22 protein-coding genes are annotated in these 25,408 nt (G+C 71.6%); 8 read left to right on the top strand and 14 right to left on the bottom strand.

Annotated features, from left to right (window positions below; all coding sequences use genetic code 11):
- Positions 1-9: 9 nt before the first annotated feature.
- The 6 genes from ACWEFB_RS05535 to ACWEFB_RS05510 all read right to left on the bottom strand — a co-directional run bounded on the left by ACWEFB_RS05535 (position 10) and on the right by ACWEFB_RS05510 (position 9,562).
- Positions 10-912, bottom strand: coding sequence for a helix-turn-helix domain-containing protein (locus tag ACWEFB_RS05535; protein ID WP_452282504.1), 903 nt, complete (start codon positions 910-912; stop codon positions 10-12).
- Positions 913-1,305: 393 nt separating this feature from the next.
- On the bottom strand, positions 1,306-2,016 hold the full coding sequence (locus ACWEFB_RS05530; RefSeq protein ID WP_452282502.1) for a hypothetical protein: 711 nt from the start codon (positions 2,014-2,016) through the stop codon (positions 1,306-1,308).
- A gap of 75 nt (positions 2,017-2,091) precedes the next feature.
- Positions 2,092-5,073: a glycine--tRNA ligase gene (locus ACWEFB_RS05525; RefSeq protein WP_452282500.1), complete on the bottom strand. Its 2,982-nt coding sequence runs from the start codon at positions 5,071-5,073 to the stop codon at positions 2,092-2,094.
- A 60-nt stretch (positions 5,074-5,133) separates the two neighbouring features.
- Positions 5,134-6,663, bottom strand: a complete 1,530-nt coding sequence (locus tag ACWEFB_RS05520; protein ID WP_452282498.1) for a hypothetical protein — start codon at positions 6,661-6,663, stop codon at positions 5,134-5,136.
- Positions 6,660-8,522 (bottom strand): dynamin family protein, encoded by a 1,863-nt coding sequence (locus ACWEFB_RS05515; protein ID WP_452282786.1) that lies wholly within the window; start codon positions 8,520-8,522, stop codon positions 6,660-6,662. The genes ACWEFB_RS05520 and ACWEFB_RS05515 overlap by 4 nt, the downstream gene beginning before the upstream one ends.
- A 164-nt stretch (positions 8,523-8,686) precedes the next feature.
- Positions 8,687-9,562, bottom strand: a complete 876-nt coding sequence (locus ACWEFB_RS05510; RefSeq protein ID WP_452282496.1) for an IniB N-terminal domain-containing protein — start codon at positions 9,560-9,562, stop codon at positions 8,687-8,689.
- Positions 9,563-9,840: 278 nt separating this feature from the next.
- On the opposite strand from ACWEFB_RS05510, the gene ACWEFB_RS05505 reads away from it, so the two are divergent.
- The 4 genes from ACWEFB_RS05505 to ACWEFB_RS05490 all read left to right on the top strand — a co-directional run bounded on the left by ACWEFB_RS05505 (position 9,841) and on the right by ACWEFB_RS05490 (position 15,266).
- Entirely contained in the window at positions 9,841-11,220 is a 1,380-nt protein-coding gene (locus ACWEFB_RS05505) for an Hsp70 family protein (RefSeq protein ID WP_452282494.1), read from the top strand.
- The gene (locus ACWEFB_RS05500; RefSeq protein WP_452282492.1) at positions 11,217-13,853 is read left to right on the top strand and encodes a LuxR C-terminal-related transcriptional regulator; all 2,637 of its coding nucleotides are present in this window, start codon (positions 11,217-11,219) and stop codon (positions 13,851-13,853) included. The genes ACWEFB_RS05505 and ACWEFB_RS05500 overlap by 4 nt, the downstream gene beginning before the upstream one ends.
- A 97-nt stretch (positions 13,854-13,950) precedes the next feature.
- Entirely contained in the window at positions 13,951-14,361 is a 411-nt protein-coding gene (locus tag ACWEFB_RS05495) for a roadblock/LC7 domain-containing protein (RefSeq protein WP_326556431.1), read from the top strand.
- Between the two features lie 35 nt (positions 14,362-14,396).
- On the top strand, positions 14,397-15,266 hold the full coding sequence (locus ACWEFB_RS05490) for a cellulose binding domain-containing protein (protein ID WP_452282490.1): 870 nt from the start codon (positions 14,397-14,399) through the stop codon (positions 15,264-15,266).
- 30 nt (positions 15,267-15,296) lie between these two features.
- On the opposite strand, the gene ACWEFB_RS05485 is transcribed toward ACWEFB_RS05490, so the two are convergent.
- Positions 15,297-15,743: a VOC family protein gene (locus ACWEFB_RS05485; RefSeq protein WP_452282488.1), complete on the bottom strand. Its 447-nt coding sequence runs from the start codon at positions 15,741-15,743 to the stop codon at positions 15,297-15,299.
- A 161-nt stretch (positions 15,744-15,904) separates the two neighbouring features.
- On the bottom strand, positions 15,905-17,179 hold the full coding sequence (locus ACWEFB_RS05480; protein ID WP_452282486.1) for a cellulose-binding domain-containing protein: 1,275 nt from the start codon (positions 17,177-17,179) through the stop codon (positions 15,905-15,907).
- 300 nt (positions 17,180-17,479) lie between these two features.
- On the opposite strand from ACWEFB_RS05480, the gene ACWEFB_RS05475 reads away from it, so the two are divergent.
- Positions 17,480-18,358 (top strand): alpha/beta fold hydrolase, encoded by an 879-nt coding sequence (locus ACWEFB_RS05475; RefSeq protein WP_452282484.1) that lies wholly within the window; start codon positions 17,480-17,482, stop codon positions 18,356-18,358.
- A gap of 9 nt (positions 18,359-18,367) precedes the next feature.
- Here ACWEFB_RS05475 and ACWEFB_RS05470 read toward each other — a convergent pair whose 3' ends face one another.
- From ACWEFB_RS05470 to ACWEFB_RS05450, 5 genes are all read right to left on the bottom strand, one after another.
- On the bottom strand, positions 18,368-18,772 hold the full coding sequence (locus tag ACWEFB_RS05470; protein ID WP_452282482.1) for a VOC family protein: 405 nt from the start codon (positions 18,770-18,772) through the stop codon (positions 18,368-18,370).
- A gap of 103 nt (positions 18,773-18,875) precedes the next feature.
- Positions 18,876-19,685: a DUF4352 domain-containing protein gene (locus ACWEFB_RS05465; RefSeq protein ID WP_452282480.1), complete on the bottom strand. Its 810-nt coding sequence runs from the start codon at positions 19,683-19,685 to the stop codon at positions 18,876-18,878.
- 253 nt (positions 19,686-19,938) lie between these two features.
- Positions 19,939-20,499, bottom strand: a complete 561-nt coding sequence (locus tag ACWEFB_RS05460) for a GNAT family N-acetyltransferase (protein ID WP_452282478.1) — start codon at positions 20,497-20,499, stop codon at positions 19,939-19,941.
- 30 nt (positions 20,500-20,529) lie between these two features.
- On the bottom strand, positions 20,530-21,420 hold the full coding sequence (locus ACWEFB_RS05455) for a hypothetical protein (RefSeq protein WP_452282476.1): 891 nt from the start codon (positions 21,418-21,420) through the stop codon (positions 20,530-20,532).
- A 118-nt stretch (positions 21,421-21,538) separates the two neighbouring features.
- A complete protein-coding gene (locus ACWEFB_RS05450; RefSeq protein ID WP_326556421.1) occupies positions 21,539-21,946 on the bottom strand; it encodes a hypothetical protein in 408 nt (135 codons plus the stop codon).
- 188 nt (positions 21,947-22,134) lie between these two features.
- Here ACWEFB_RS05450 and ACWEFB_RS05445 point away from each other — a divergent pair, with 188 nt between their 5' ends.
- From ACWEFB_RS05445 to ACWEFB_RS05435, 3 genes are all read left to right on the top strand, one after another.
- A complete protein-coding gene (locus tag ACWEFB_RS05445; protein ID WP_452282474.1) occupies positions 22,135-22,803 on the top strand; it encodes an MOSC domain-containing protein in 669 nt (222 codons plus the stop codon).
- Positions 22,804-22,812: 9 nt separating this feature from the next.
- A complete protein-coding gene (locus tag ACWEFB_RS05440) occupies positions 22,813-23,757 on the top strand; it encodes a serine hydrolase domain-containing protein (RefSeq protein ID WP_452282472.1) in 945 nt (314 codons plus the stop codon).
- 311 nt (positions 23,758-24,068) lie between these two features.
- On the top strand, positions 24,069-24,359 hold the full coding sequence (locus ACWEFB_RS05435; protein ID WP_326556417.1) for a hypothetical protein: 291 nt from the start codon (positions 24,069-24,071) through the stop codon (positions 24,357-24,359).
- A 13-nt stretch (positions 24,360-24,372) separates the two neighbouring features.
- Here ACWEFB_RS05435 and ACWEFB_RS05430 read toward each other — a convergent pair whose 3' ends face one another.
- Positions 24,373-25,386, bottom strand: a complete 1,014-nt coding sequence (locus ACWEFB_RS05430; protein ID WP_452282469.1) for an NAD(+)/NADH kinase — start codon at positions 25,384-25,386, stop codon at positions 24,373-24,375.
- Positions 25,387-25,408 lie beyond the last annotated feature (22 nt).

Genomic DNA, 25,408 nt, shown 5'->3' with positions numbered 1-25,408 from the left:
ACCGCCGCGCTACTCGTCGACGGGCTGGCGGTCGGGGTCGTCCCGGATTCGGGCCGGGTCAGCGGCGACGAGGCTGCCCAGCAGGCCCAGCAGTTCGGCGTTCCGGCTGCCCGGTTCGGCGTGGAACACCACCAGGATGAGGTCGTCGGTGCCGCCGATGGCCAGTTTGTTGCCCTGCAGGTCGATCTCGCCGACCTGGGGGTGGGTCAGCCTGCTGATCCGGCCCCGCTTGGGCTGCACGTCATGGCGCCCCCACAGTCGCCGGAACCGGTCGCTGCGTACGGACAGCTCTCCGACGAGTTCCACCAGCCGGGGATCGTCGACGTCGGGTCCGGCGAGTGCACGGAGGTTGGCCACGCCCTCCTCCGTCACCTCCTCCCAGTCCCGGCGCAGGTCCCGCTCGGCCGGGTCGAGGAACACCGCCCGGAGCAGGTTCACCCCCGGGGCGTAGTTGGGGGAAAGCGCCGCCGCCAGGGAGTTGACCGCGAGTACGTCCGAGAACCTGTTCTGGACGTACGCCGGATTGGTCGGCCAGCCGTCGATGAGCTGGAGAATGCTCGCCGGCACCCGCTCCAGTTGCGGCGACGTCCGCCGACGGGGCGACGACTGAGCCAGCCGGCGCAGGTGCGACGCCCGTTCCCCGGTCAGCCCGATCATGTACGCGGTCGCCTCGGGGTCGAGTTGCAGCACCGTGGCGAGCGCGTCGAGCACCTGGATCGAGGGGTTACGGTCGCGCCCCTGCTCCAGACGCAGGTAGTAGTCCGAGCTGATGCCGGCGAGCATCGCCACCTCCTCCCGGCGCAGACCCGGAACCCGCCGCATCCCGACACCCCGGCTGATCCCGACATCCTCGGGACGGACCAGTTCCCGCCGGGCACGCAGGAACTCGCCGAGCGCGTTCGTGCTGTCCATGCCACCCACGCTAGTGCCGTTTTCGCGCCGGTGAGTGGCCCTGTCACCCCCAGGAACCCCGGCGTACCGCCAGGTTTCGCCCCTTAGCGAACGAATCGGCGTTCCTGTCCCGTTGCCGGCGCTGATCGGGTGGTCAGCCTTGCCGAACCCCGCGGGCCGCCGGAGCCATACAACGCGTCAAGGCTCTACATCGTCTTTGATGTAGCCACATCATCGATGATGTACGTCCTGAAAGTGATACGCCGCCGGCCACAACACCGATCTATGGTGTCGGGCATGGACCTGGCGACCTTGCCAACCGGTACGACGTCGACCTCGTCGGCGAGTTCACCCGGATGACGGACGGCATCGAGCAGCACCTGGACTCGGAAGCCCCCTGACGTCCACACCGGGTCAGGCGGTGGGGGCTGTGATCACCGATGGTGGCAGCTTCAGCCGTTGCCGGGTCGCGTGGATGGTGGCCAGGATGCGTTCCTGGAGGGCGTCAGGATCGCTCGCGAGATCACCCAGCTCGGACGCCGTCCGTGCCAGGTCGTGCACCCAGTCGACCTCGAGGTGGTCCGGCCTGATGCTGTCGAAACTCCGCCTGGCGGTGGCGGTGTCCCGACAGAGCCCAGCCGCGGCGCCGGTGTTGTAGTCGTGCCACCACTCCGACTCGGCACGTCGGGTTCGTCGGGACGCCAGGTGCGTCACCACGCTTCCCGGATCGGGAAACTGTGCCCGAAGCTCGGTTACCCGACGCGCGGCAATCTGGACCAGTGACGGCAGATCACGCGAGAACTGCTCGACCCTCAGGAAGTCGAGAAACTGTAGCCACCCGGACCCGCCGTACGGCGGGTCGTAGGTAAAGGAACCGTCGTTCCGCCAGTACAGGCGGTCCCCCTCGTCGAAGGTCCAGAAGTTCTTGTCCACCCACAGCCACATCGCACCGATGTTGAGATAGGTGCCCGCACGACGGGACGACTGGAACTCGACGTGGATGACCCACCAGCCGCGATCGTCGTACCACGTCCGTGACCTGTCGAGGCGGCGCAGCCCCAGCGGCGCCAGGCCCTCCCGTGCGGCGGACGCGATCAGCCGGGTTGAGGTCGTGTGGTCTGACACGGCGCCATTCTGCTCCCGTTCCGGCGACCGCTGGGACACGGTCGCCGGAACGGCGGAGCAGAACGCGAGCGTCGGCTACATCCGCAGGTGGTCCCAGTCGAGCAGGTCGGCGCCGAGGGTGCTCACGGTCGCCAGGAGGCCGAGGCGGGCGGCACGCAGGTCGAGGTCGTCGGTCATCACGAAGACGTCGTCGAAGAACGTGTTGACCGGCGCGGTGATCCGGCCGGCGACCTCGTTGAAGCGCTCCAGGTCCGCGTGCGGGTCGAGCGCGCCGCGTACCTCGGTCAGGACCTCGTGCAGGCGCAACTCGGCCGGCTCGACCAGCGCCTCCGGGCGGTAGTCGGTGGGCGTACCGGCGGGGACGATGCGGCGGGCCCGCTGGATCGCCTCGACCAGGGCGCGGAACTGCTCGTCCTTGACCAGGGTGTCGATCTGGCCGAGCAGGAGGTCGACCAGTCCGGGGCGCTCGGCGTGCGGAAGCGCTGCCCGTACCCGGTCGACCGGCTGGCCCTCCTCGGTGAGCAACTGCTCCAGCCGACGGCTCAGGAACTCGGCCGCGGCGGCGAGCACCGACTGTTCGACCGGCACCGGTTGCCGCCGGGCCGCCGACGCGAGCGCCTCGGTCAGGCTCAGACCGGCCAGCGCCGGGTGGGCGCGGTGCACGGCCAGCAGACCGAGAAACGCCCGGCGTACGGCAAAGGGATCGCTGCTGCCGGTAGGCAGCCCGACCGTGGCGGCGAGACCGGCGACGAGGTCCAGCCGATCGGCCAGGGACAGCAGCGCCCCGGGCAGCGACTGCGGCAGCGCGTCGCCGGCACCGCGCGGCAACTCGGCCTCGTAGACGGCCTCGGCGACCGCCTCGGACTCTCCGGCGTGCAGCGCGTAGTCGCGGGCCATCACCCCGGCGAGGCTGGTCATCTCGGTGACCAGTTGGGAGCCGAGGTCGAACTTCACCAGCGCGGCGGCCCGGTGCAGGGTGGCCGTGTCGGCCGGGTCGAGGTCCAGGGCGGCGGCCAGTACGCGGGCCAGTTCGGCGATCCGGTCGGCGCGGTCGGCCATCGAACCGAGCTTGTCGGTGAACGTCAGCCGGCTGATCCGCTCCCGCATCCCGACCAGCGGAACCTTCAGGTCGGCGCGGTAGAAGAAGGCGGCGTCCTCGTACCGGGCACGGAGGACCGCCTCGTTGCCTGCCCGGACCAGGTCGGCGTCGACGGCACCGTTCGCGACCGCCACGAAGTACGGCAGGAGCTTGCCGTCGGCGTCGCGCACCGGCAGGTAGCGCTGGTGCTTGCGCATCACGTTGACCAGGATCGCCTCCGGAAGCCGGAGGTAGTCGGGGTCGAACCGGCCGAGCAGCGGGGTCGGCTGCTCCACCAGGTAGAGGATCTGGTCGATCAGGGAACGCTCGGCGTCGGTGTCGAGCCGCCCGCCGGCCTCGACGGCGAGCCGCTCGGCACCGGCGACGATGAGCCGGCGACGCTCGTCCGGGTCGACCACGATGCCGGCGTCGGCCAGGATGCCGAGGTGGGCTTCGGCCGAGGCGACCGGGATGGTCGGTGCGGGCGAGTTGCGGTGCACCCGGGTCTGCCGGTCGGAGACGAGCGACGACACCGCCACCGGGACCACCTGGTCACCCCAGAGGGCGAGCAGCCACCGGACCGGGCGGGTGAAGGCCAGGTTCGGGTCGTTCCAGCGCATGTTCTTCGCCGACCGCAGCGCGGTCACCACCTTGGCCAGCACCTCACCGAGGACGTCGGCGGCTTCCCGGCCGGCTTCGGGGCGGAGCACGGCGAGGTGCTCGACCCCGTTGAACTCGACCCGTTCCAGGGCGTCGACCTCGATCTTCTGCGACCGGGCGAAGCCGAGCAGGGCGGGCGTGGGCTGCCCGTCGGCGGTGAACGCGGCGGCGGCCTTGGGGCCCTTCACCGTACGGATGTGGTCCTCTTCGCGGGCGGCGACGTCGTCGACGACGGCGACCAGCCGGCGGGGGTTGGCCAGTATCCGGATGGTGCCGTGCGCCAGCCGGGTGGCGGCCAGCCGCTCGGTCAGCTCCCGGCGCACCTGCTCACGGGCGGTACGCGCCTCGGCCGGCGGCATCTCCTCGGTGCCGATCTCGAAGACGAGCTGGCGGGCGCCGGTCTCGCCGGTCGGGGTGGCGGTGGGCGCGACGGCCGGCGGGGTCTGCTCGACCACGCCCAGCGGGTGGCCCAGCTCCTCGCGGCGGCTGGCCCAGAGGCGGGCGACCTCGCCGGCCATCCGGCGCATCCGGGCGAACTCGGCGGCCCGTTCGGAGGTGGAGACCGCGCCCCGGGAGTCGAGCACGTTGAACGCGTGCGAGCACTTCAGCACGTACGTGTGCGCGGGGACAGGCAGGCCGGCGTCGATCATCCGCTGGGCCTCGGCGGCGTACAGCTCGAGGAGTTCGCGGTTGGCCGCCACGTCTGCGTCGTCCAGGTAGTAGCGGGACATCTCGTACTCGGACTGGCCGAAGACCTCGCCGTAGCTGACCCCGGGCGCGTACGCGATGTCCTTGAAGTGGCGTACGTTCTGCAACGCCATGATGATCCGCTCGATGCCGTACGTGATCTCCACCGACGGCGGGTCGAGGTTCACCCCACCGGCCTGCTGGAAGTACGTGAACTGGGTGATCTCCAGCCCGTCGAGCCAGACCTCCCAGCCCAGCCCCCAGGCGCCCATCGCCGGGGCGGTCCAGTTGTCCTCGACGAACCGGACGTCGTGCGCCGTCACGTCGATGCCGAGCGCGGTCAGGCTGCCCAGGTACAGCTCCTGCGCGTTGCCCGGTTCCGGCTTCAGGATCACCTGGAGCTGGGTGTGCGTCTGGAGCCGGTTCGGGTTCTCCCCGTACCGGGAGTCGTCCGGGCGGACCGACGGCTCGACGTACACGGTGCGCCACGGCTCGGGGCCGAGGACCCGCAGGAAGGTCGCCGGGTTGAGCGTGCCGGCACCGACCTCCGTGTTCATCGGTTGGAGCACGAGGCAGCCCTGCTCCGACCAGTACGCCGTCAGGCGGGCCAGGGCATCTTGCATGGTCAGCATGGAAAACTCCGTCCGAGGCGACCCCTGGCAGGCAGGCGGCAGCGGCGGGCCAGGGTTTGCTCAGTGTAGTGACCATCCAGCGCGCAGTTCGGCGAGCATCCCCTCGACGCTGCGCAGGACCACCCGGGCGATACGCCGCTGGTCGGGCCGGAGCAGCGGATCCTCGGCCTGGGCCTGCCAGCGGTAGAGGGCGTCGACGCCCCGCTCCCACAGTTGCCCGCCGTCGGTGTCCTGGTCCAGCTCCAGCCGTACGGCCAGGCTCGTGCCGTTGCCACCGACCAGCCGGTGCGCCTCGGCGGCCAGGTCCCGGTCGATCTTGGTTTTGGGGTCGCGGAGGGTGGCCAGGAGGCGCAGCTCGCGGAGGTCGTGCGCGGAGGCGAGCACCTGCTCCACCCGGGCCAGCAGGTCCGCCGACCCGGGCCGGGGATCGCCGCGCACCACCCGCTCCAGGGCGGCGAGCGCGGACCGGGCCTTGAGCACCTCCCGGCGGTCGGTGAAGTACCGGGCCATCGACTCGCGCAGCTCGGTCAGCCCGCTGCGGCGGACGAGTTCGGCGGCGAGCCCGGCCCGGTTCGTGGCTCCGGTACGGATCAGCGTGGTGGCCAGGCGCAGTCCGAAGACCCCGAACCGGTCCAGCAGCGCCCGCCGCTGCGTCGCGTCCGGCAAGGTTGAATCGGAATAGTCAGTGGCGGCAGCGCGCAGACCACCGGCGGGGCGAACGGTGGTGAACTGGGTGTTGACGAACCGGTCGGCCGACAGCAGCGCGGCGGTCAGCTCCTCGCGGGGCAGCTCGGCGAGCGCGGCCAGGGCGGCGAACTCGGTCTCGCTCAGCACCCGCCCGGCCAGGGCGACCAGCCCGGCCACCGGCACCACCCCCATGCACAGCGGGCGCACCCCCGGCTCCTGGTACTGCCGTCGGGCCAGTTGCTTCGCGGTGACCAGCGCGTCGACCCGGCCTCCGCCGAGTTCGTCCGCGCGGGCGAGGACCTGCAGCACGTTGACCGGGGTGGACCGGCCGACGGTTCCCTCGCGCAGCGCCCGGAGGAACCGCAGGTCGGTCTCGCGCCCGTCGCGGGTCAGGTAGAGGACCGCGTCCGCATCCCGGATGATCTTCATCGCGGTGGGCTGTTCCTCGTCCTCGCCGGTCGGCGGGACGGCCGGCATCTCGACCAGGGTGGTGTGCCGCAGGACCCGCGTCGGCCAGCGCACCACCACCTCGCTGACCTGCGTGGACCGCCAGCCGCCCAACTCCACCCGCAGCGCCCCGGTGGACCGGATCACCGGCAGCTCCCACGCCGACCCCTCCGCCGAGTACGCCGTCGCCCCCGGTTCCGGGCCGTCCTCGTACCAGGTGTGCAGCGGGCCGCCGTCGGCCGGCTCGACCGGTGCGACCTCCTCCCCGAGGATCGCGTTGAGCAGCGTCGACTTGCCGGCCCGCCACGATCCGGCGACGGCGATCCGCAGCGGTTCGTCGAACCGGTCGAGATAGTGCCGCAGGCGTTCGGTCGCGGCCGGGTTGTCCCAGTAGAGCGTCAGCGCGTCGGTCAGCAGCGCCGGCACGGACTCGTCCAGCCGGCCGGCGCCGGTCACCGGGGGCTGCCCAGCGGTGCCGAACCCATGCCGCCGCGTCCGGCCGCGAGCTGCTGCACCTGCTCGTAGAGGGCCGCCAGCCGGCGCATCTCCTGCTCGATCTGGCGGTGCCGCTGGTCGCGGGTGGCGGCGTCGGCGTCCGCGGACTGCTTCGCCGTACGCAGGGACGCGACGATCGCCTCCTGGAGGTCCTCGGTCAGCGCCGCGAAGTGGTCCCGCAGCATCCGCTGCACCCGCCGGGCGGTGTCCCGGCAGTCCTTGTTCAGGCGCAGGAAGAAGTCGTCCACGTGCCGCTGGGCGGCCATCCGTACCGCCGCCTGCCGCCGCTTGAGCAGCGACTTGCTCTCGTCCCGGATGCTCTTGCCGCCGAACAGCGCGCCGGCACCGAGCGACACGAAGTTGATCAGCGGCATGCCGGCCAGGCTGGTCGCCAGCCCGAACATCAACACCCCGCCGTACGAGCCGCGCAACGCGGTGACCACCTTCTGGGTCGGCGTGAACCGCTCGATCGGCGGCTGTTCCAGCACCGGGAGCCGTTCGGCGATGTCGGCCGGTACCTGCACCGACCAGTCCGGGAGGGCGTCGTGACCGTACCGGGTGAACTGGGTGGCGACCCGGCCGGCGATCCAGTCGCACCGTTGGGCCAGCCAGACGAAGTTCGCCTCGGCCGCCTCGACCAGGTTCTCCTCCAGCCACTCCTGGAACGGCTCCCAGCCGGTCTGCGGGTCGGCCGTCTCGAACGCCTCGTCCACCTGGCGCAGGATCTTGCGGGTCCGGTCGCGCAGGTCGTACTCGATGTCGGAGAGCAGGTCGGCCATCTCGTCGTTGAGCGTGTTCTGCCACCGGGTGGTGCACCGGCGCAGCTCGTCGACCTCGCGCTGGGCGGCCCGGAGCCGGTTCATGGCGGCCGAGTTGTCGCCGGAGGAGGCCGAGGTCAGCTCCGCCCGCAGCGGCGCGGCGAGCTGCTCGATCGTGGTCCGGCTGAGCAGGGCGACCGCCGACCGGGCCAGCACCTCGGCCTTGCTGCCCTGGTCGCGCAGCAGCCGGCCGATCAGGTCGGGGAACCGGGACTCGGCGTTGACCACCTTGTCGTCGGTCTGCGCCGCCGCCAGGCGCAACGCGGCCGAGACCGGGATCAGCGCCGCCGGGACCCCGGCGCTGGCCAGGTGCTGCCGGTTGCGGTCGACCACGGTGCGCCAGTCCGGCACCATGTCGATCTTCGTCTGGACGACGATCACGTTCGGGTGCGACTGGGCCAGGTGCAGCAGCAGGTTCAGCTCGGGGACGGAGAGTTCCCTGGTCGCGTCGGTGACCAGCAGGACCGCGTCCGGTCGGGCCAGCGCCGCGTACGCCGAGGTTGTCCGGGCCTGGTCCGGGCCCTCCGCGCCGGGGGTGTCGACCAGGGTGAGCCCACCGGCGAGCAGCCCGCGCGGGACCCCGATCTCGACGTGGGTGCTGCCGACGCCACCGGGACCGGCGACGACCGCGGTGCTGATCCGGGCGGCGACCTGCTCGATCGGCAGCGGCACCCGCTCCGCCGGTACGGGCGCCTCGACGGCCGGTCGACCGGGTGCCGGTGCGGCGGTACGGACCAGGGCGGCGGTCGGCGCCGGGGCGTGCCGGACCACTGTCGGGACCACAGTGGTCCGGCCGTCACCCACCGGGCAGACCGGCGCGTTGATCAGGGCGTTGATGAGCTGGCTCTTGCCCTGTTTGGGTTCGCCGACAACCAGGACCCGAAGCCCCGGATCCAGCAACTGCACCCGTTTGCGACGTACCGAGTCGACCAGGTCGCTGCGACCGTGCGCCGCACAGAGGCGGCTGGTCTCGTCGAGCACGTCAAGCCAAATTGGCGTCATCACGCACCAAGTGTGCCGATTTCGACGCGATTATCAAGTGGCAGTCGACGGGATTATCAAGTGGCCGTACCGGAAAGGGGGCCGGAGGCCGGGCCCACCGCAGCGGGGCCCGGTCTCCGGCCGGTCGCCGCGCCGCGCCCACCCCCGGGCCGCGGCGCAGCCGATCAGAGCAGACCGTCGGTGATGCCGAGCAGTCCGCCGTGGGTGTCGGCGGTGGCGTGCGCGTTCGCGCCGAGGCCCAGGTCGCCGGTGAGGCCGACGCCGTCGAGGGTGCCGCCGACGGTGGAGGTGACGCCGCCGAGGACGCCGTGGGTGTCGACCACGTCGCCGACCACCGGGACGCCGTTCAGCCCACCGGTGAGACCGTCGGTGAGGCCACCGGTCAGGCCACCGATGTCGAGGGAGTCGGTCAGGCCGGTCACGTGGGTCAGGCCGGTGACCGTGTTCACCGCGAAGTCCGCGGTGCCGAGCAGGCCGTCGGTGGCGGTGCCGTCGAGCACGGCACCGGTCGGGTCGTTGGCCACGCTCTGCGTGGTGTCGACCAGGCCGGTCACCCCGGAGGTGTTGACCACGCCCAGGTCGAGGGTGTTCGCCACGTCGTTGACGCCGGACAGGTCGGTGGACAGGCCCGCCGGGCTGACCGCCGCACCGATGCCGGGGATCACCGCGGCGGCGGCGCCGAGACCGGTCGGGTCGACCGTGATCGCGCCGAGCATGCCCGCGTTGACGTCGATGCTGTTGCCGAACCCGGCCGAGGTGATCTGGTCCGCCACGGCCTGCAGCTGCCCGACCACGCCGAGCGCACCGCCGTCGAGTCCGGCCACGCCGCCGAGGTCGCCGACCGGGGCGAGGGCGGTGATGCCCTGCAGCGGCACGGTGTCCACCACGAACGGGATCACGTCCTGCACGTCGGCCGGGGTGAGGTCGCCCAGCCCGGCGTCGGCCAGGGTGGCCTCCGGGTCCAGCTCGAAGGCCGACCGGGCGTCAACGTCGGTGAGCAGGTTGAGTACAAAATCGTGCAGGTTCTGGGTGGAGTCCATGGTGGACAAATCTCCTCGGGTGAACGGGGGCCGGTCGGGTGGACGGAGGCCGGGGCGATCCGACGACGGGGGCGCCAGAACTGCCACTGACGCTAGGCCGTGGGTGACGTACCGGACATCGGGGACGGATCCCGGTCCTGCGGGGGGCCGGACTAGGGCAGCACCGACCGTCGCCGTTAGGGGCTTAGGGGGTCCGTCCCGTCAGATTTAGGGTCCCGTTGGTGGAGAGATCTCTGGTACGAAAGGATGAGTCAGAATCGCTGAAGGAATCGGGTGCAATGGCGTACGTCCTCGGGATCGACATCGGCGGGTCCCACACCACCGCCGCCATCTCCCGACTCTGGGACAACTCCTGGGCCCCACCCGAGGTGACCTGGCTCGACACCCACTCCCCCACCATCGCACCGGTGCTGCACCTGGCCCCCAACGGCGCCCTCACCCCCGGTGACCCGGCGCTGGGCGGCACCCCGTACGACGCCGGACGGGTCGCCCGGGACTTCGTCGCCCGCGTCGGCGACCCCGTACCGCTGCTGATCGGCGGGGAGGGCTGGTCCGCACCGGCGCTGACCGCCGTACTGACCAGCCGGGTGGTCGAGCAGGTCGCGGCCCACGAGGGCGGGCACCCCGAACAGATCGTGCTCAGCCACCCCGCCGGCTGGGGGGCGTACCGGCGCAACCTGGTGCACGCGGCGCTCTGGGAGATCGGGCTGAGCAACGTCACCCTGCTCTCCGAGGCGGTCACCGCCGCCGAGAGCCACGTCGCCGCCGGCTTCACCGGGCGCACGGTCGCCGTACTCGCGCTGCGTCCGGACGGGTGCACCGCCAGCGTCGTCGGGCGGGGGCGGGTCGGTGGCTTCGGCGTACTCGACTCGGCCGGCGAGGGCGAGCCGTACGGCGGCGAACTCGACTTCGACGAGGCGCTGCGCGAACACGTACGCACCGAACTCGGCCGCCAGCTCGGCCCCCGCCAGCTCGACGACGCCCAGGTACGGGTCGCGCTGCTCGAACTGCCCGCCGAATGCGCCCGCGCCCGCGAACGGCTCGCCGTCACCGCCGAAACCGACGTACGCCTGCACCTGCCGCACGGGCCGATTCGGGTCCCGGTCACCCGGGCCGAGTTCACCGAACTGGTCCGCCCCGCCGTGCAGGTCGCGGTCGACACCCTCGCCGCCACCGTCCGGTCCAGCGGACTGCCGGGCGACCAGCTCGACGGCGTACTCCTGATCGGCGGTTGGGCGCGGACGCCGCTCGTCGCCGAACTGGCCGAGATCCGGTTCCCCGGCCTGGTCACGGTGGGGCCCGACCCCGACACCAGCGCGGCGGCCGGTGCTGCGGTGGCCGCCGGGCAGATCGTCCTGCCGACCCCCCGACCCGAGCCCCGCGCCCCCGAGCCGCGACCCGCCGACCCGGCACCGGCCCGGACCGCACCGGCACCGAGCCACCACGAACCGCAGTGGACCCATCCCGAACCGCTCCGGGGCCGGCAACCGTCGGGCGACCTGGTACGGCCGGAACCCGAACCCGAACCGCCACCCCGCCCGCCGATCCGGATCACCCCGCTGAAACTGCCGAAACCCCGTGGTACGGGGATCCGCGGCGCCAGCCGTGAAGCGGTCGACGAGCGCCCCGGTCGCAGTGCCCCGAGAGGACAACGTTGAGTCCGCACACCGCCATCCGCCCCGAGCTCGTGCTGGACAGACCCTCCAGGGCGCTGCTCGACGCGGTCGACGCGGACCCGCACGCCCCGCTGGCCGTCGCCATCACCGCCCCCGGCGGGTACGGCAAGAGCGCGCTCCTGCATGAGCTGGCCGGGATCTACCGGCGGGTCGGGCACCCGGTGCTCGACACCTGGCCGGCGGCGGCGACCCCACCCGAGCCGGGTGCCGTGCTGCTGGTCGACGACGCGCACCTGCTCGACGAGGACCGGCTGCGCGAACTGCGGCATTGGCTCGACACCGGCCCGGCCCGGCTGGCGGTCGCGTACCGGCCCTGGCCCCGACCGGCCGCCCTGGTCGAGCTGGCCGAGCAGTTGACCCGGGACCGGCCACCGCTGCTGCTCGCCCCGTTCACCCCGGCACGGACCGCCGCCCGGCTCGGCACCGCGTACGGCCACCGACCCGAACCGAACCTGGTGAGCTTCGTACAGGGGCAGACGGGCGGCGTACCCCGGTTCGTGGAACGGCTGGCGGCGGCCCTGCGCCCGGAGGCCGGCACGCCGCCCCGGCAGCCGCAGGCGGCGGACGCGGGCGGGGCCGGGCACCGGGTGCCACCGGCTGCGCTGCTGCCGTTCGGGACCGAGGTCGCCGACCTCACCTGGCCGGTCCGGCGCCTGCTCCTGGCCGTCGCGGCCGGGGTTCCGCTCCCGGTCGACCTGCTCGGCGCCCTGCTCGAACAGGACCCGGACGAGGTGGACGAGACCCTGGCACAGGCCCGCGCCAGCGGACTGCTCGGCCCGGACGACCGGCTGCCCCCGATCGTCGAACGGGCGGTCACCTCGCTCAGCCCCGCCGGCCAGCGGATCGCCGTCTGGCAACGGCTGGCGGAACTGCAACGCGTACGCGGCGCCCCGGTGCTGCCGCTGGTCCGTTCCCTGCTCACCCCCGGTGTCGGCGGCGAGAACGCCGGGCTGACCATCGAGGCCGCCGCAGAGGAGGCGCTGGCCGAGCAGCCGTCGCTGGCCGCGGACCTGTTCGCCGCCGCCGCCACGGCGGGCCGACCGACCACCGCCCGACAGGCGTACGCCGCCGCGCTCGCCGGGGACCTCGACACCGCGTTGCGCCTGGCCGACCGCCTGGTGGGCGCCACGAACCCCGACGACCGGCGCGACGGCGCCACGGTCGCCGCCACCGCGCTCACCCACCGGGGGCAGCTCGGCCGGAGCGCCGAGCTGTACCGCTGGTCGAACGCCCCGTCGTCGGCCGCGTTCGCGGCGATCGCCACCATCGGCACCGGACACGACGCCGAACCGGACGCCCCGGCACCGCAGCCGTCGACGGACGGGCCCCCGACGCTGCTCACCAGCGCCGCCCTGCTGACCGTCCGGGGCGTACGCGAAACGCTCACCGCCCCGCCGACCGCGGCCCTGTCCACCCTCGTACAGGCCGCGGCACTGCTCGAACCCGCCGGCCGTACGGTCCTGCTGCCGGACAGCCCAGCGGCGCTCGCCGCCCTGGTGGCACTGCACTGCGGCGAACTGGAGATCGGCGAACGGGTGTTGGACCGGGCCATCGCCGCCGGCCTCGGCGGGGCACTGATGTCCCGCCGGCACCGGCTGCTCCAGGCGTGGATCCTGATGGTGCGCGGCCGTACGGCGATGGCGGCCGAGGCGCTGCGCGGGGTCACCGGCCCGCCCGCCCCCGACGCCACCGCATCCGACGCCACCGGTCCGCTCGAATCGCGCGACCTGCTCTTCGCCAGCGCGTTGGAGATGGGCATCGCCCGCCGCGACAGCGACCTGCCGGCGGTGCAGCGCGCCTGGGGGCAGGCCCGGGAGGCGCTGGTACGGCACCCGGTCGACCTGTTCAGCTTCCTCCCGCTGGGCGAGATCACCATCGCGGCGGCCCGGCTGGGTGAACTCAACCGGCTCGAACCGTACCTACGCGAGGCGTACGCGTTGCTGGACCGGCTCGGCGGCCCGGCGCTCTGGGCGACCCAACTGCGGTGGAGCGGCCTGCACGCCGCGATCATCGCCGAACTTCCCTCGGTAGCCGACGAACACGTCGCCGCGCTCGCGGCGAACGTCGGTCACAGCCGGTACTCTGCCGTGATGGCCGCCGCTGCCGAAAGCTGGGTGGAGGTGCTGCGTGGCACCGTCGATCCCGCTCGGGTCGAGACCGCCGCGCGTGGTCTGCACGACGCCGGCCTGGGCTGGGACGGCGCACGACTCGCCGGCCAGGCCGCGATCCGGACCGCGGACCGGCGAGCGATGACCGCGCTGCTCGACTGCGCCCGGATGTTGCAGGGCCGACCGGCCGGACACAAGGGCACCGCGCACCCGGCCGGCGCCTCGAACGCACCCGTGGCCGACGCCGTCACCGCACCCACCGAAAGCCGCCTCAGCGACCGGGAGCAGGAGGTGGCCGACCTGGTCCTGAGCGGCCTGACCTACAAACAGATCGGCGACCGGCTGTTCATCTCCGCCAAGACGGTCGAGCACCACGTCGCCCGGATGCGCCAACGGCTGAACTGCGCGAACCGTGGCGAGCTGCTCAACCGGCTCCGGATGCTGGCAGCCGAACGGGGCGGCGACGGATCGGCGACGCCGAACTGGCCGAAACGGCCGGCGTCGTGAACGTACCGGCGTGTCGTGCACGGTGCCACGTACCGATGACAGACAACACTGATGCCGGCTGACGGCAGCGAGAGGACAACGACGAGTGGTTTCCCCGATGGTCGCGACCGACAACCTGACCCGACTCCTGGACGACCTCGTCAACCGGGTCACCGGAGCGGACCTGGCGATGGTGCTCTCCCCCGACGGACTACCACTCGCCGCCTCCGGGCAGGTCGACGCCGAACTGGCCGACCAGGTCGCGAGCGTGACGGCGGGGCTGCACGCGCTCGCCGTGGCGACCGGGCGGCAGACCGGCGCCGGCACCGTACGTCAGATCATCGTGCAGATGCGGGAGGCGTACCTGTTCGTCGCCACGACTCGCGGCGGCGCCGTACTGACCGTACGGTTCGACGGTGACGTGGAAGTCGGCGACGTCGCGTACGAGGTGGCTCTCTTCGCCGGGCAGGCGCACCACCACCTGCCGGTGTACCTCGAACCCGCGCCGATCCCCTCGTCCACGGAGTGAACAACGGATCCGAGCATCATGAAGGAGTACCGGTCGTGAATCCGGACGAGCCCACCGGCGACCTGCGGCTCGACTCGCCGGACCGTCCATCGGGGACCGTCCCACCGTCACCACTGGTGCCACCACCACCGGTCCGGACCGGTCCGCCGCCCCGTACCCGGGCGGTGGCGGTGCTCGATGCCGTACTCGGGGTGGGGGCGGCGATCCGTGGCGCATTCGTCTCCGGGCCGGCCCGTCCCGGTACGTCCGGCGGGGTGACCGTCGGGCGTTGGTCGATCGGGGTAGGTGTCGTCGCCGGTGCGGCGGCCGTGCTGTCCGCGCTCGTCCTGCTCATCGTGCTGGTCCTGCGTACGCCGGACGAACACGTTCCGCTGAACGTGGCACCACCGGCCGAGGTGGGTGTGGGCAGCAGCGCCGACCCGGGCACCCCGGGCAGCGAGGCGAGCCCGAACGCGCTCCGGACCGGTGCCCCCGGCGCGGAGGCCGTCCCGCCCGCCGGGCTCCCGGCCCGACCGGAGAACCCCGCCGGTACGGCCACCGGATCGCCGTCCGTCGCACCGCCGCCGCCCGCGCCCCCGGCCGGCGCGCTGACCGCGGTCTACACGATCGGGGACGCGACCCTGGTCGGTTACCGGGTGACGGTGACCATCGACAACCCGAACCCGGCCCCGGCGCCGAGTTGGACGGTGACGATCACCCTGCCCCGGCCGGCGATGACGGTTCGGGAGGTGACCGGGGCCGAGGTCACCCAGGACGGCACCACCTGGACGTTCGTCCCGGCCGCCGACACCGGGCCGGCACCGGCGGGCGGCTCGGTCAGCTTCCGGTTCCGGGTCGACGGGGTGGGTGTCAGCTCCGCGCCGACCGCCTGCACCATCGACGGCCGCCCGTGCACCACCGGATGACCGGGACACAGGTGCACGAGCCGGCGTGGGTCACCGGGGCGCTCGGCCGATCATCTCCAGGCCACCGGTCGTCTGGCCCACCTCGATCAGGTAGCCGTCCGGGTCACGCAGATAGCACCGGATCTCCATCCCGTGGTCCTTCGGCTCGGTCAGGAACTCGCCGCCGCGCGAGCGCCACTCCTCGTACACCGCGTGTACGTCCATGACCCGGATGTTCATCGCGCAGCTCAACGTCCCCGAGTCCTGCGGGGCGCGGGCCTGCACGGTCGGCTTGTCGTCGGTCGGGCCGCCCTCGTTGTTGATCACGATGTAGCTGTTGCGGAAGTGCAGGATGCACGGCTCCCGCTCGCGTACGCAGGTGGCGCCGAGAACCCGCTCGTAGAACTCCCGCGACCGGTCGACGTCCCGGACGATCAGCAGGGTGGTGAGCACCGCCCCACCGCGGGGTTCGAAGTAGTCGAGCGTCGCTTCGGTCATGTCCGCTCCCCGGGCTCGGTGCCGCCCCCGGTGGGTCGACTGCTGCCGCATCCCCGCTCTGCGGAAAACAAACCCACTGCCGTACAAACCCATTGCCGTACGGGCCGAGCCGGCCGATCTCGTCACCCGGCTCGGCCCGTACGGGTGGGTCGGTCAGCGGGTCAGCAGCCGATCCGGCTCGACCCGAGCGCCACGTCGTCGAACCAGAGGGTGTCCGCCCCCTCGCCGTAGCTCTCCCAGCCCAACCGCAGGTCGGTCAGGTTCGGCCGCCAGTTGGCCCGGTTGAGCCACTGCCCGTCGATGTCGTGGGTCGGGGTGCCGTCGACGGTCAACCCGGTCACCGCGCCGCCGTCCACCCAGGTCTGGAGGCGGCCCTGCACCCCGTCGACCACGAACTCCACGCAGGTCCACCGGTTGGTCGGCAGCGGCACGCTGAGCGCCACCCCGGCCGGACTCTGCTCCGGCAGGGTGGCGTCGTCGGACGCCCGGTTCCATTGCAGCGCCCCGTTCTGGCCACCGACCCGCAGGTCACGGTTGCCGTCGTTGGCGTCGCGCATGGCCAGCAAGGTCACGTGCTGGGTCGGCAGCGCCGTGGTGTGCCGTACCCAGAACCGGCCGTAGCGCACCTGCCCGAGTCCGGCGAGGTCGCCGGTGGCCCGGACGAAGACGTGGTTGCAGTAACCCGCGGTGCCGTTGATCCGTACGGATTTCGTGCCCTGGTGCGCCACCGTGGTGTCGACCGTGGCCGTACCGCTGCCCTGACAGTCGGGGTAGCTGACGCTCCATGCGCCGGTCGGCGTACCGCCGGTCTGGCTCTCGAAACCGTCACAGAACGCGGCCGTGCCACATCCGCTCGGCGGCGGGGTGGTCGGGGGCGGGGTGGTCGGCGGCGCGGTCGTGGCCGGCGGCGTCGTGACCGGCGGGCTGGTCGGCGGCGGGGTGGTGGTGGCCGGCGGCGTCGTGCTCGGCGGCGGGGTGGTCGGCGGCGGCGCCGTGGTGGGTCCGGCGTCGTTGCACGGTACGCCGTTGAGCGTGAACCCGGTCGGCGTCGGGTTGCTCGCACCGAAGGTGCCCTGCACCCCGAACTCGGTGGACCCGCCGGCCGGCAGGCTGCCGTTCCAGCCGGCGTTGGTCGCGGTCACGACCGCACCGGCCTGGCTGACCTGGGCACTCCAGCCGTTGGTGATCCGCTGGTCGGCGGCGGGATAGGTCCAGCGGACGGTCCAGCCGGTGACCGGGCTGGCGCCGTTGGTGACGCGGACGGTGGCGGTGAATCCGCCGGGCCACTGGTTGACCCGGTAGTCGACCAGGCAACCGGCCGCCGCGGAGGCGGGTTGGGTCAGGGTGGGACCGGCGAGGCCGACGACGCTCGCGGCGAGCGCGGTCACCAGGGCGGCGACCACCGGCACGCGGCGGCGCGCGGGGATGAGTCTCATGACGGGTGGGTTCCTCTCGACCGGCTGCCGGGGCCGGTCGGGAGCCGGTCCGCCGGCAGCGTGGCTGCGACGACTTCACGGCCCCCGCGTCGTTGCGCGGACGGCCGCCACCCGGCTCCGGTGCTCGTGTCCGCCGGCACCCGGTCAACCCGTGCCCGTGCCGGCGACGACACCCGCCCATGCTATATACCGGCATCTATTCCTACAACGTCCCGACGGCGTTGACGGCCCCCGTCGCGGGTGTACCGGCCCGGACGGCGGGTAGACCGGCTCGACCGGGGGCCGACGGGGAGGACGACCATGAGCAGCGGACGGGTGCCGCAGGGTTACACCGAGCAGAAAGCCCAGGTCGGTGACGTGGCCCTGAACTACGTACGCGGCGGCCGGGGCGATCCCCTGGTGCTGCTGCACGGCTACCCGCAGACCTGGTACATGTGGCGGAAGGTCCTGCCCGAACTCGCCCGCCACTACACGGTCATCGCACCCGACCTGCGCGGCGCCGGGGACAGCGACGCACCACCGGACGGGTACGACAAGAAGACGCTCGCCGACGACGTACACGGCCTTCTGGCCCAACTCGACCTGGACGGCGACATCTCCCTCGTCGGGCACGACATCGGGACGATGGTCGCGTACGCCTACGCCGCCGAGCACGGCGACGAGGTGGGCAAACTGGTGCTCACCGAGGCACCGATCCCGGACCGGACCCTCTTCCAGATCCCCGCGCTGACCGAGGACGGCCCCGGCTTCTGGAACATCGGCTTCTTCAGCCTCCCCAACGGGCTGCCGGAGGAGATCATGAACGGTCGGGAGGACCTCTGGGTGGACCGGTTCACCGACTCGATGGAGGTCCAGGACGGCATCACCGCCGACGACGTACGCGAGTACGCCCGGCACCTGGAGGACGACGCGCACCTGCGGGCGAGCTTCGCGTACTTCCGTGCCCTGCCCCAGGACGTCGCCGACAACACCGAGTACGCCAAGACGAAACTCACCATGCCGGTGCTCGCCCTCGGTGCCCGCGCCAGCCTCGGGGATGCCGTACAGAACCAGGTCCGGCAGTACGCGACCACGGTGAGCGGCGACGTCATCGAGAACTCCGGGCACTGGATCTTCGAGGAGCAGCCGGCCGAACTCACCGACCGGCTGCTGCACTTCCTCGAACCACCCGCGCGATAGCGGATCGGGCTACCCGGCGTTGGACCACGACCGGCTGGACAGCACCAGTCGGTAACCGTCCGGGTCCTCGACCGTCACGCCCCACCGGTCCCAGTACGCGCCCTGCGACACCCGCCGCCCGCCGGCCTGCTCCAGGCGGGTCACCAGCGTGTCGTCCACCGGCCCGGCGAGATAGAGCACCAACAGGTCCTCCTCGGTCGGCACCGGGCGCACCGTGAGATTGGGCCCGCCGACCAACTCCAGGTGCCAGGACGCCGCCGGCCAGCCGAGCATCAGCAGGTCATGCTCGTCCGGGCCGCCCGCGACCCCGCGGTAGAGCACCTCCAGGCCCAGACCGTGTACGTAGAAGTGTTCAGCCGCCGCCAGGTCGCTACTGGGTCGGGCCAGGCGGATCGGCGTACTCGGGTCGATCATCAACAGCTCCGTTCTCCGTTGGATGATCATCCTGCGAGTTGAAGCTCATTTGAGGTCAAGCACGCGCTTCGACCTGCTCGAGCACGTGTGGCGGCGACCACCGTCAGAGCGTGACCACTGCATCTTCGGCGAGGGTGAACAGTCCGGCGTCAAAGGTGATCGTGGTCAGTTTCGTGTTTTTCGGTACGTCGAAGTAGACGAAGGCGCGAATCGAGTTGCCCGGATTGATCTCGTCTAGGAAGCCGGCGCCGTCCTTGTTGCCGTAGATGTTCGCCTCACCGTCCGCCTCGTATTCGCGGTTGCTCGCGTCCTGCGCGCTGACGGTTCCGTCTGCGTGGAACAGATGGGCTTTCTTCGTTACGTTCTTCACCGAGACATCGGTCCGGCAGAAGGTACCCTGCGCCTTCCGGTTCAGGTAGGAACTGCCTACCTGGGCGATGCCGCACTTGACGCCATGCACGACGAATTCGAAATCGCCGCCCCGTACGGTCTCACCGACCTTGTACTTCTTCGGCTCCTCCGGCGGTGGCTTCGGTGCCTCGGTCTTGGCGGGTTCGGCGGCCTTCGGAGCTGCCGGGGCGTCGGAACCGGTCGCGGCGGCCGGCGCGGCGGCCGAACTGTTTGTCTCCTCCAGGTCCCCGGAGGTGGCCGCGATGATCGTGCCGCCACAGCAGAGCGCGACCACGATCCCGCCGCCGATCAGGCTCGGCACCAGCCACCGTCGGCGCTTACGCGGAGGTGGCGCCGCGATCGGGTACCCCGGTTGCGGCGCCGCAGCCGGGTAGCCGGGCGGCGGCGGGGCGGGCTGGTAGCTCGCCACGCCTGGCTGGTAGGCCGGCTGCGGCGGGTACGGCGCGTGCGGCGGCTCGGGCTGGTACGGCGGCTCCTGGCCGGGGTGGTTCGGGGTGCTCATGGTCTTCTCCGCGTCAATGTCAGTGGCACCCCGCCTCGGGAGCGCGTGCACAGACGTTGCCACAACTGGGAGCGACAGCAGAGCATCATTCGGTCACTCTGAGCGGCTGAAGAGTTAACCCTCCTCTAAGGACATACACCCGTGTCGCAGCCTCCGTAAGCCGCTCGAACACGCTGTTTCCACATCCAGCCAAATATGAAGCCGAAAGGGTGGAACCACATCAGCGACAAGTCAATTCCGTACGTCCTGATCGTCAGGGGGCGATGGAAGTACGGGCGAGCCACTCCGGGGCGAGCAGTGACCAGATCTCGGTGTCGTGGCGGACTCCCCGGTACGGGAACGTCTCACGCAGTACGCCGTCCAACCGCATCCCGAGCCGCCGGGCGACCTTGCTGCTGGCGGTGTTCGCCGGGCTGGTACGCCACTCGACCCGGTGCATCCCGCGTACGCGTACCGCCCAGTCGACGAGGTGCCCGGCCGCCCGGCTGATCAGACCCCGGCCCTGCCCGGCCGGTTCCAGCCAGCAGCCGATCTCGCAGATGCCGGTGGTGGTGTCGAATGAGGTGAACATGGTGCCGCCGACGAGGGTGCCGTCGAGCCAGATGCCGTACAGCCGGCCGGCGTCGCGGGCGGCGAGGTCCGCGTACCGCTGGAGCGTGGCGCGGGCCGAGTCCAGGTCGGTGCTTCGGCTCGCCCACGGAATCCACGGGTCGACGGTGGCGCGGGCCCGGTCCATGTGGGCGAGGAACTCCTCGGCCTGCCACGGTTCCAGCGGGCGCAGTTCGGCCCCGTCGTCCAGTGCGATCGCGAACATCTGGGCACTGTATCCGTCGGTTGACCGGGCTCAGTCGGTGAGGGCGGCGACGTGGTCGGGGCCGAGGACCGGGAGGTAGTCGGTCGGCAGGTCGAGGCACGAGGTGACCGGCTCGGCCGCCTCGATGATGTCGAGCATCCGCTCGACCAGCGCGTCCGGGTCGGGACGCAGTTCCGCACAGAGCCGTACGTGCACCGCGCGCAGGGCCGAGCCGATCTCCTCGAAGTCCTCGTCGTCGGCGGCCTCGCCGAGCGACCCGAGCAGGGTGTCCCAGCGGCGGGCGGCGTACTCGACGGTGAGCAGGGTCGACTCGGTGGCCGGGCGCTGGGCGAGCACCTCCAGCTCCTCGACGAGCTGCTGACCGGCCTTGGCCGCGTCGTACGGATCGGACTCGTCGGTGGCGGTGAGGCCGTCGACGGTCGCGCGCACGTCGGCCAGTTCCGGGTCCGTCGGTGCGCCGAGCTGCCCGGCGTACGTCAACAGCCGGGTCTCCAACCGGCGGTCGGTGACCGCGTGCTCGGCGACCAGCATGGCCAGCCGGCGGACCGGGAGGGTCGCGGCGACCTCGGCCAGCCGGCGGACCTCCGGGTCGACCTCGACGGTCGACGGTGCGGTGGCCGCCGAGGACCAGTGGAACCCGTCACGGAGGGCGGCGAGCGTCAACGTGACCGCGTGCACGCACAACTCGTCCGGGTCGGCCTCCGACGCGGCACACTCGCACTCGCCGGTGAACGCGCCACCGACCACGCCGACCCACACCTCGTACGCCGCAGTCCCCTCGCCGTGTACGGCGCCGATCAGGCCGCCGCCCACCTCGACGGTACGGCCCAGCCGACCGCCGGCGAGCAGTTCCTCGGCCTCGCGGTAGACCGCCGGATCCACCGCACCGCGCACCGCGTCCACGTCGATTCGCACAACCATGCGCACATTGAACCGGCCCCGGTACGGCGACCGGCACCGGGGGCGCCCGGGTGAGCGGTCGGTCGACGCGCCCACCCGGTCCGCCCCGCCGCGCTGGCCGGGTGCGACTACCCGAAAATCAGCTGCAGTACGACCACGCGCTCGTCCACCAGCTGCGGTTACCGCCGGCACCGCCCCATTGGATGCACTGGCTCGGGGCACTGATCCGGATCGGACCGGCGTAGTACAGGAAGTTGCCCTCGTCGATGCCGGACCGCCCGTCCGGAGTCCCGATCGAGGCGGCCACCCAGGTTGCCTTGCCCCGGTTCGCGGTCTTGATGGTGACCACGCAGTTGTAGGCCGCACCGCCCCGGGAGGCGAGCACGTAGACCGTGGCGCCGGAGACACCGTGGCTGTCGAGCACGTAGTAGTCGGACCCGCAGAGCGCCACCGGGCTCTCGGCGGCCTGTGCCGGCGCCGCGATGCTCAGCGACGCCGCGACCAGCATGATCGCCGCGGCGGCGACACCCAGCAGTCTTTTCTTCATTTCTTTCCCCCATATCCGGTACGGCACATAACCGACAGGTTCGGTGATCTACCGCACAGGGCAGGCTAGATCGAGGGCTTTCCACCCGATCGTCCAAGTTGATCGGGTGTGAGCCACGCCACCGTCGGTCCACTGTGGCCGCAGAAATTCGCGGGACCCTACCGCTGGTCGACGTAGGGTCGGGATCCATGGGGACGGTTCTCTCGGTGAACCTGGCCGTGCCGGAGGCGAACAGCGCCAAGTCGGTCGGCGTCACCGGCATCAACAAACAGCCCGTCGACGGCCCGGTGCAGGTAAGGGCTCCCGGCCCGAAAACCACCGGGCTGCACAGCGGCCTGGTCGGTGACCAGATCTTCGACATCGCCAACCACGGCGGCGACGACCAGGCGGTGTACGCCTACGCCCGCGAGGACTACGACTGGTGGGAGACCGAACTGGGGCGCCCGCTGCGGGGCGGCATCTTCGGCGAGAACCTCACCACGACCGGGCTGGACGTCAACGGCGCGCTCATCGGTGAACAGTGGCGGGTCGGCGCGGACCTGTTGCTGGAGACCACGTTCGGCCGAATCCCGTGCGCCACCTTCCAGTTGAAGATGGCCGAGCCGCGCTGGGTGAAGCGCTTCACCCGGGAGGTGCGGCCGGGTGCGTACCTGCGGGTGGTCGAGCCCGGCGAGGTCCGTGCCGGTGACGACGTACGGGTGGTTCACCGCCCCGAACGCGGGATGACCATCGCCGAGGGGTTCCGGGCGTGGATGCTGGAGCCGGAGTTGCTGCCCCGACTGGTGGAGGCCGACGGTGTCTCGGAGCACCTGAAAGAGGAGATCCGGCAACTGCTCGCCGCCCGCGCGAAGTCGTAGAGTCGAGCCATGCCACCAGCCACACCACCGGTCCGGGGCTCGATCCTGGTCACCCGCGGCGACACGGTCCTGACCCAGGTCAACAGCGGGTACGCCGACACGGCGACCGGCACCCCCAACTCGCGGCAGACCCGCTACCAGCTCGCTTCGATCAGCAAACAGATCACCGCGGCGGCGGTCCTGCTGCTCGCCGAGCGGCACGCGTTGACCCTGGACGACCGGATCGACCGGTGGATCGGCGGGTGCCCGCAGTCGTGGGGGCCGATCACCCTGCATCAGCTTCTGGTGCACACCTCCGGCCTCGGCCACTGGAAGGACTACCCGACGATCGACCTGACCGCCGGAATGGCACCGGACGACCTGATCGCCGTCTTCCAGCAGGCCGGGCCGCTGTTCGAGCCCGGCACCGGCTGGCACTACAGCAGTCCCGGTTACGTCCTGCTGGCCCACGTGGTGCAACGAGCCGCCGACCGGCCGTACCGTGATTTCCTGACCGGCGAGATCTTCACGCCCCTGGGCATGGACCGTACGTTCGCCGGCGCCCCGGGCGACCGCGCCGACGTGGCGCGCGGCCATGCCGCCGACCGTCCCGTGCCCCCGTTCGAGCTGGACTCGGTCGGGATGGGCGCGGGTGACGTCTGGTCCACCGTCGACGACATGCGCACGTGGCTCGACGCACTACCCGCCGGGCGCCTGCTCGGTCCGGAGTCGCTGCGGCTGACGTTCACCGAACACGCGGCCACCGTTCACGGCCCCGAGTTGCGCAGCTACGGCTACGGCTGGTTCATCGGCTCGGTCAACGGGGAGCGATGGCGCCAGCACTCGGGCGACAACGCCGGGTTCAAGGCGTTCGCCGCCTGGCTGCCCGACTCCGACCGTCGCCTCGTCATCCTCAGCAACCAGGACGAAACCGGCCCCTCCGCGGTCCATGACCTGCTCGCCGCCACCGCCTGACCCGTAGTCCGGCGTCGTCCACCCGCGCGGAACCAACACACGCGTTTTCTTCGTACATCGTCTTTGGTGTACGTACATCAAAGACGATGTACGAAGAAAAGTAAGTTGGTTCCCTGGGACCGCGAACGGTGTCGAACGGCGGCGCGGTGCTCGCCGACCGGACGACGATCCGACCGGTCGATCCGCCCACCATGGACTGAACAGTCCCGACCTGCGGCCTCAAGGGCGAGCCCCGGTCGTGTCCCCCACTTGTAACGTCAGCGCGGATACGCAGCACGAATCCGATCGTCGACTATCGAGGGCGGTGACTCATGGGACTGTTCAACCGCGTACCGGAAGATCTCAAGGAATTCGAGGACAAGGTGCAGGGGCTCGCGGGGCACATGGGCGGTCTGCGGTTCGGCACCCCCGCCGGACTGGTCCGGGAACTCTCCGCCGAAGTCACCCAGGAGGCGGCACTACTCCGCGCCCGCCTGACCGCGCAGGGCAGGGAGAAGGACCTGAAAACCCTGCGGAAGGCGATCCTCAGCAACGGCAAGTTCCTCGACAACGGCACCTACAACCACCTGTTCTACCCCTTCGTCAAGTCGATCCTGCCGTAACGCGGCGCCGCCTTCACTCCCCTCGCCCACGTACCGGTTCGCTGTCCGCGATCGCGGCCGGGGCTCCGGCGAGGGAGAACTTCTCCCGGAGCCGGGAGTAGAAGTGCGACGAGTGCAGCCGGACCAGCTTGGCCGGTTGGGCCGCCGGCTGCACGGTCACCCAGTCGCCCGGGTTCAGCACCCCCCGGAGCTGCCCGTCGACGCTGACCGCCACCGAGCCGGAGTGTTCGAGGACCCGTACGGAGACCGCCTCGTCTGCCGCCACGACCATGCTCCGGTTGAAGACCATGTGGGCGGCGACCGGGGTCAGCACCAGTGCCCGCAGCCGGGGCGACAGGATCGGTCCGCCGGCGGCGAAACTGTAGGCCGTCGACCCGGTGGGGCTCGCCACCACCAGGGCGTCCGCCGAGTACGAGGTGAACAGGCTCTCGTCCAGGTAGACCCCGAGACTCGCCTGTCGGTCGCGGGCCAGCTTCTCGAACACGATGTCGTTGAGCGCGGTCACGTCCAGCGCCACCCCGGCCCGGTTGATCGGCTCCTCCTCCTGCCGTAGCGGGGGCGGGGGCAGCAACGGGCCGCGGCCGTACCGGAGCAGGTCCTGCATGCCCTTGGGGATCTCCAGCGGGCGGGAGGCGCAGAGGGTCAGCATCAGCCGCTCGTCCATGTGCACGTGCCCGGAGAAGAACGCGTCCAGGGCGGCATCGATCTCACTCGGGTCGACCTCGGTCAGGAAGCCCACCCGGCCGACGTTGATCCCGAGCACGGGGACGCCGTCCTCGGCCGCGATCCGGGCACCGCGCAGGAACGTACCGTCGCCACCGACAGTGACGACGAGCGCCGGGTGGCCGGCGGCCTCGGCCTCGTCCACCGCGTTGCGCCGGTGGCAGGTGTCCCAGTCCCGCTCCCACACGTCGATGTCACTGACCGTGATGTCGTTCGCGTCCGCCCACCGACGCACCAAACCGGCGGCCTCGATCGCCGCCTGCCGGCCCGTGTGCACCACCAGGCCGATTCGCTCGCGCGTCATGATCTCGTCTCTCCTCCGTCCC

It is taken from the genome of Micromonospora sp. NPDC004704 (assembly GCF_053601675.1).
Note: the sequence above shows the minus strand (reverse complement) of the source record. Positions and strands in the feature narration are given on the sequence as shown.

Bases quoted from the DNA above. Each gene is read 5' to 3' on its own strand.
- ACWEFB_RS05495 (WP_326556431.1), top strand. From the start codon at position 13,951: ATGGTCGCGACCGACAACCTGACCCGACTCCTGGACGACCTCGTCAAC.
- ACWEFB_RS05485 (WP_452282488.1), bottom strand. From the start codon at position 15,743: ATGACCGAAGCGACGCTCGACTACTTCGAACCCCGCGGTGGGGCGGTG.
- ACWEFB_RS05505 (WP_452282494.1), top strand. From the start codon at position 9,841: ATGGCGTACGTCCTCGGGATCGACATCGGCGGGTCCCACACCACCGCC.
- ACWEFB_RS05450 (WP_326556421.1), bottom strand. From the start codon at position 21,946: ATGAAGAAAAGACTGCTGGGTGTCGCCGCCGCGGCGATCATGCTGGTC.
- ACWEFB_RS05515 (WP_452282786.1), bottom strand. From the start codon at position 8,522: ATGACGCCAATTTGGCTTGACGTGCTCGACGAGACCAGCCGCCTCTGT.
- ACWEFB_RS05435 (WP_326556417.1), top strand. From the start codon at position 24,069: ATGGGACTGTTCAACCGCGTACCGGAAGATCTCAAGGAATTCGAGGAC.
- ACWEFB_RS05440 (WP_452282472.1), top strand. From the start codon at position 22,813: ATGCCACCAGCCACACCACCGGTCCGGGGCTCGATCCTGGTCACCCGC.
- ACWEFB_RS05525 (WP_452282500.1), bottom strand. From the start codon at position 5,073: ATGCTGACCATGCAAGATGCCCTGGCCCGCCTGACGGCGTACTGGTCG.
- ACWEFB_RS05460 (WP_452282478.1), bottom strand. From the start codon at position 20,499: ATGTTCGCGATCGCACTGGACGACGGGGCCGAACTGCGCCCGCTGGAA.
- ACWEFB_RS05475 (WP_452282484.1), top strand. From the start codon at position 17,480: ATGAGCAGCGGACGGGTGCCGCAGGGTTACACCGAGCAGAAAGCCCAG.
- ACWEFB_RS05535 (WP_452282504.1), bottom strand. From the start codon at position 912: ATGGACAGCACGAACGCGCTCGGCGAGTTCCTGCGTGCCCGGCGGGAA.
- ACWEFB_RS05480 (WP_452282486.1), bottom strand. From the start codon at position 17,179: ATGAGACTCATCCCCGCGCGCCGCCGCGTGCCGGTGGTCGCCGCCCTG.
- ACWEFB_RS05465 (WP_452282480.1), bottom strand. From the start codon at position 19,685: ATGAGCACCCCGAACCACCCCGGCCAGGAGCCGCCGTACCAGCCCGAG.
- ACWEFB_RS05470 (WP_452282482.1), bottom strand. From the start codon at position 18,772: ATGATCGACCCGAGTACGCCGATCCGCCTGGCCCGACCCAGTAGCGAC.
- ACWEFB_RS05445 (WP_452282474.1), top strand. From the start codon at position 22,135: ATGGGGACGGTTCTCTCGGTGAACCTGGCCGTGCCGGAGGCGAACAGC.
- ACWEFB_RS05430 (WP_452282469.1), bottom strand. From the start codon at position 25,386: ATGACGCGCGAGCGAATCGGCCTGGTGGTGCACACGGGCCGGCAGGCG.
- ACWEFB_RS05455 (WP_452282476.1), bottom strand. From the start codon at position 21,420: ATGGTTGTGCGAATCGACGTGGACGCGGTGCGCGGTGCGGTGGATCCG.
- ACWEFB_RS05510 (WP_452282496.1), bottom strand. From the start codon at position 9,562: ATGGACTCCACCCAGAACCTGCACGATTTTGTACTCAACCTGCTCACC.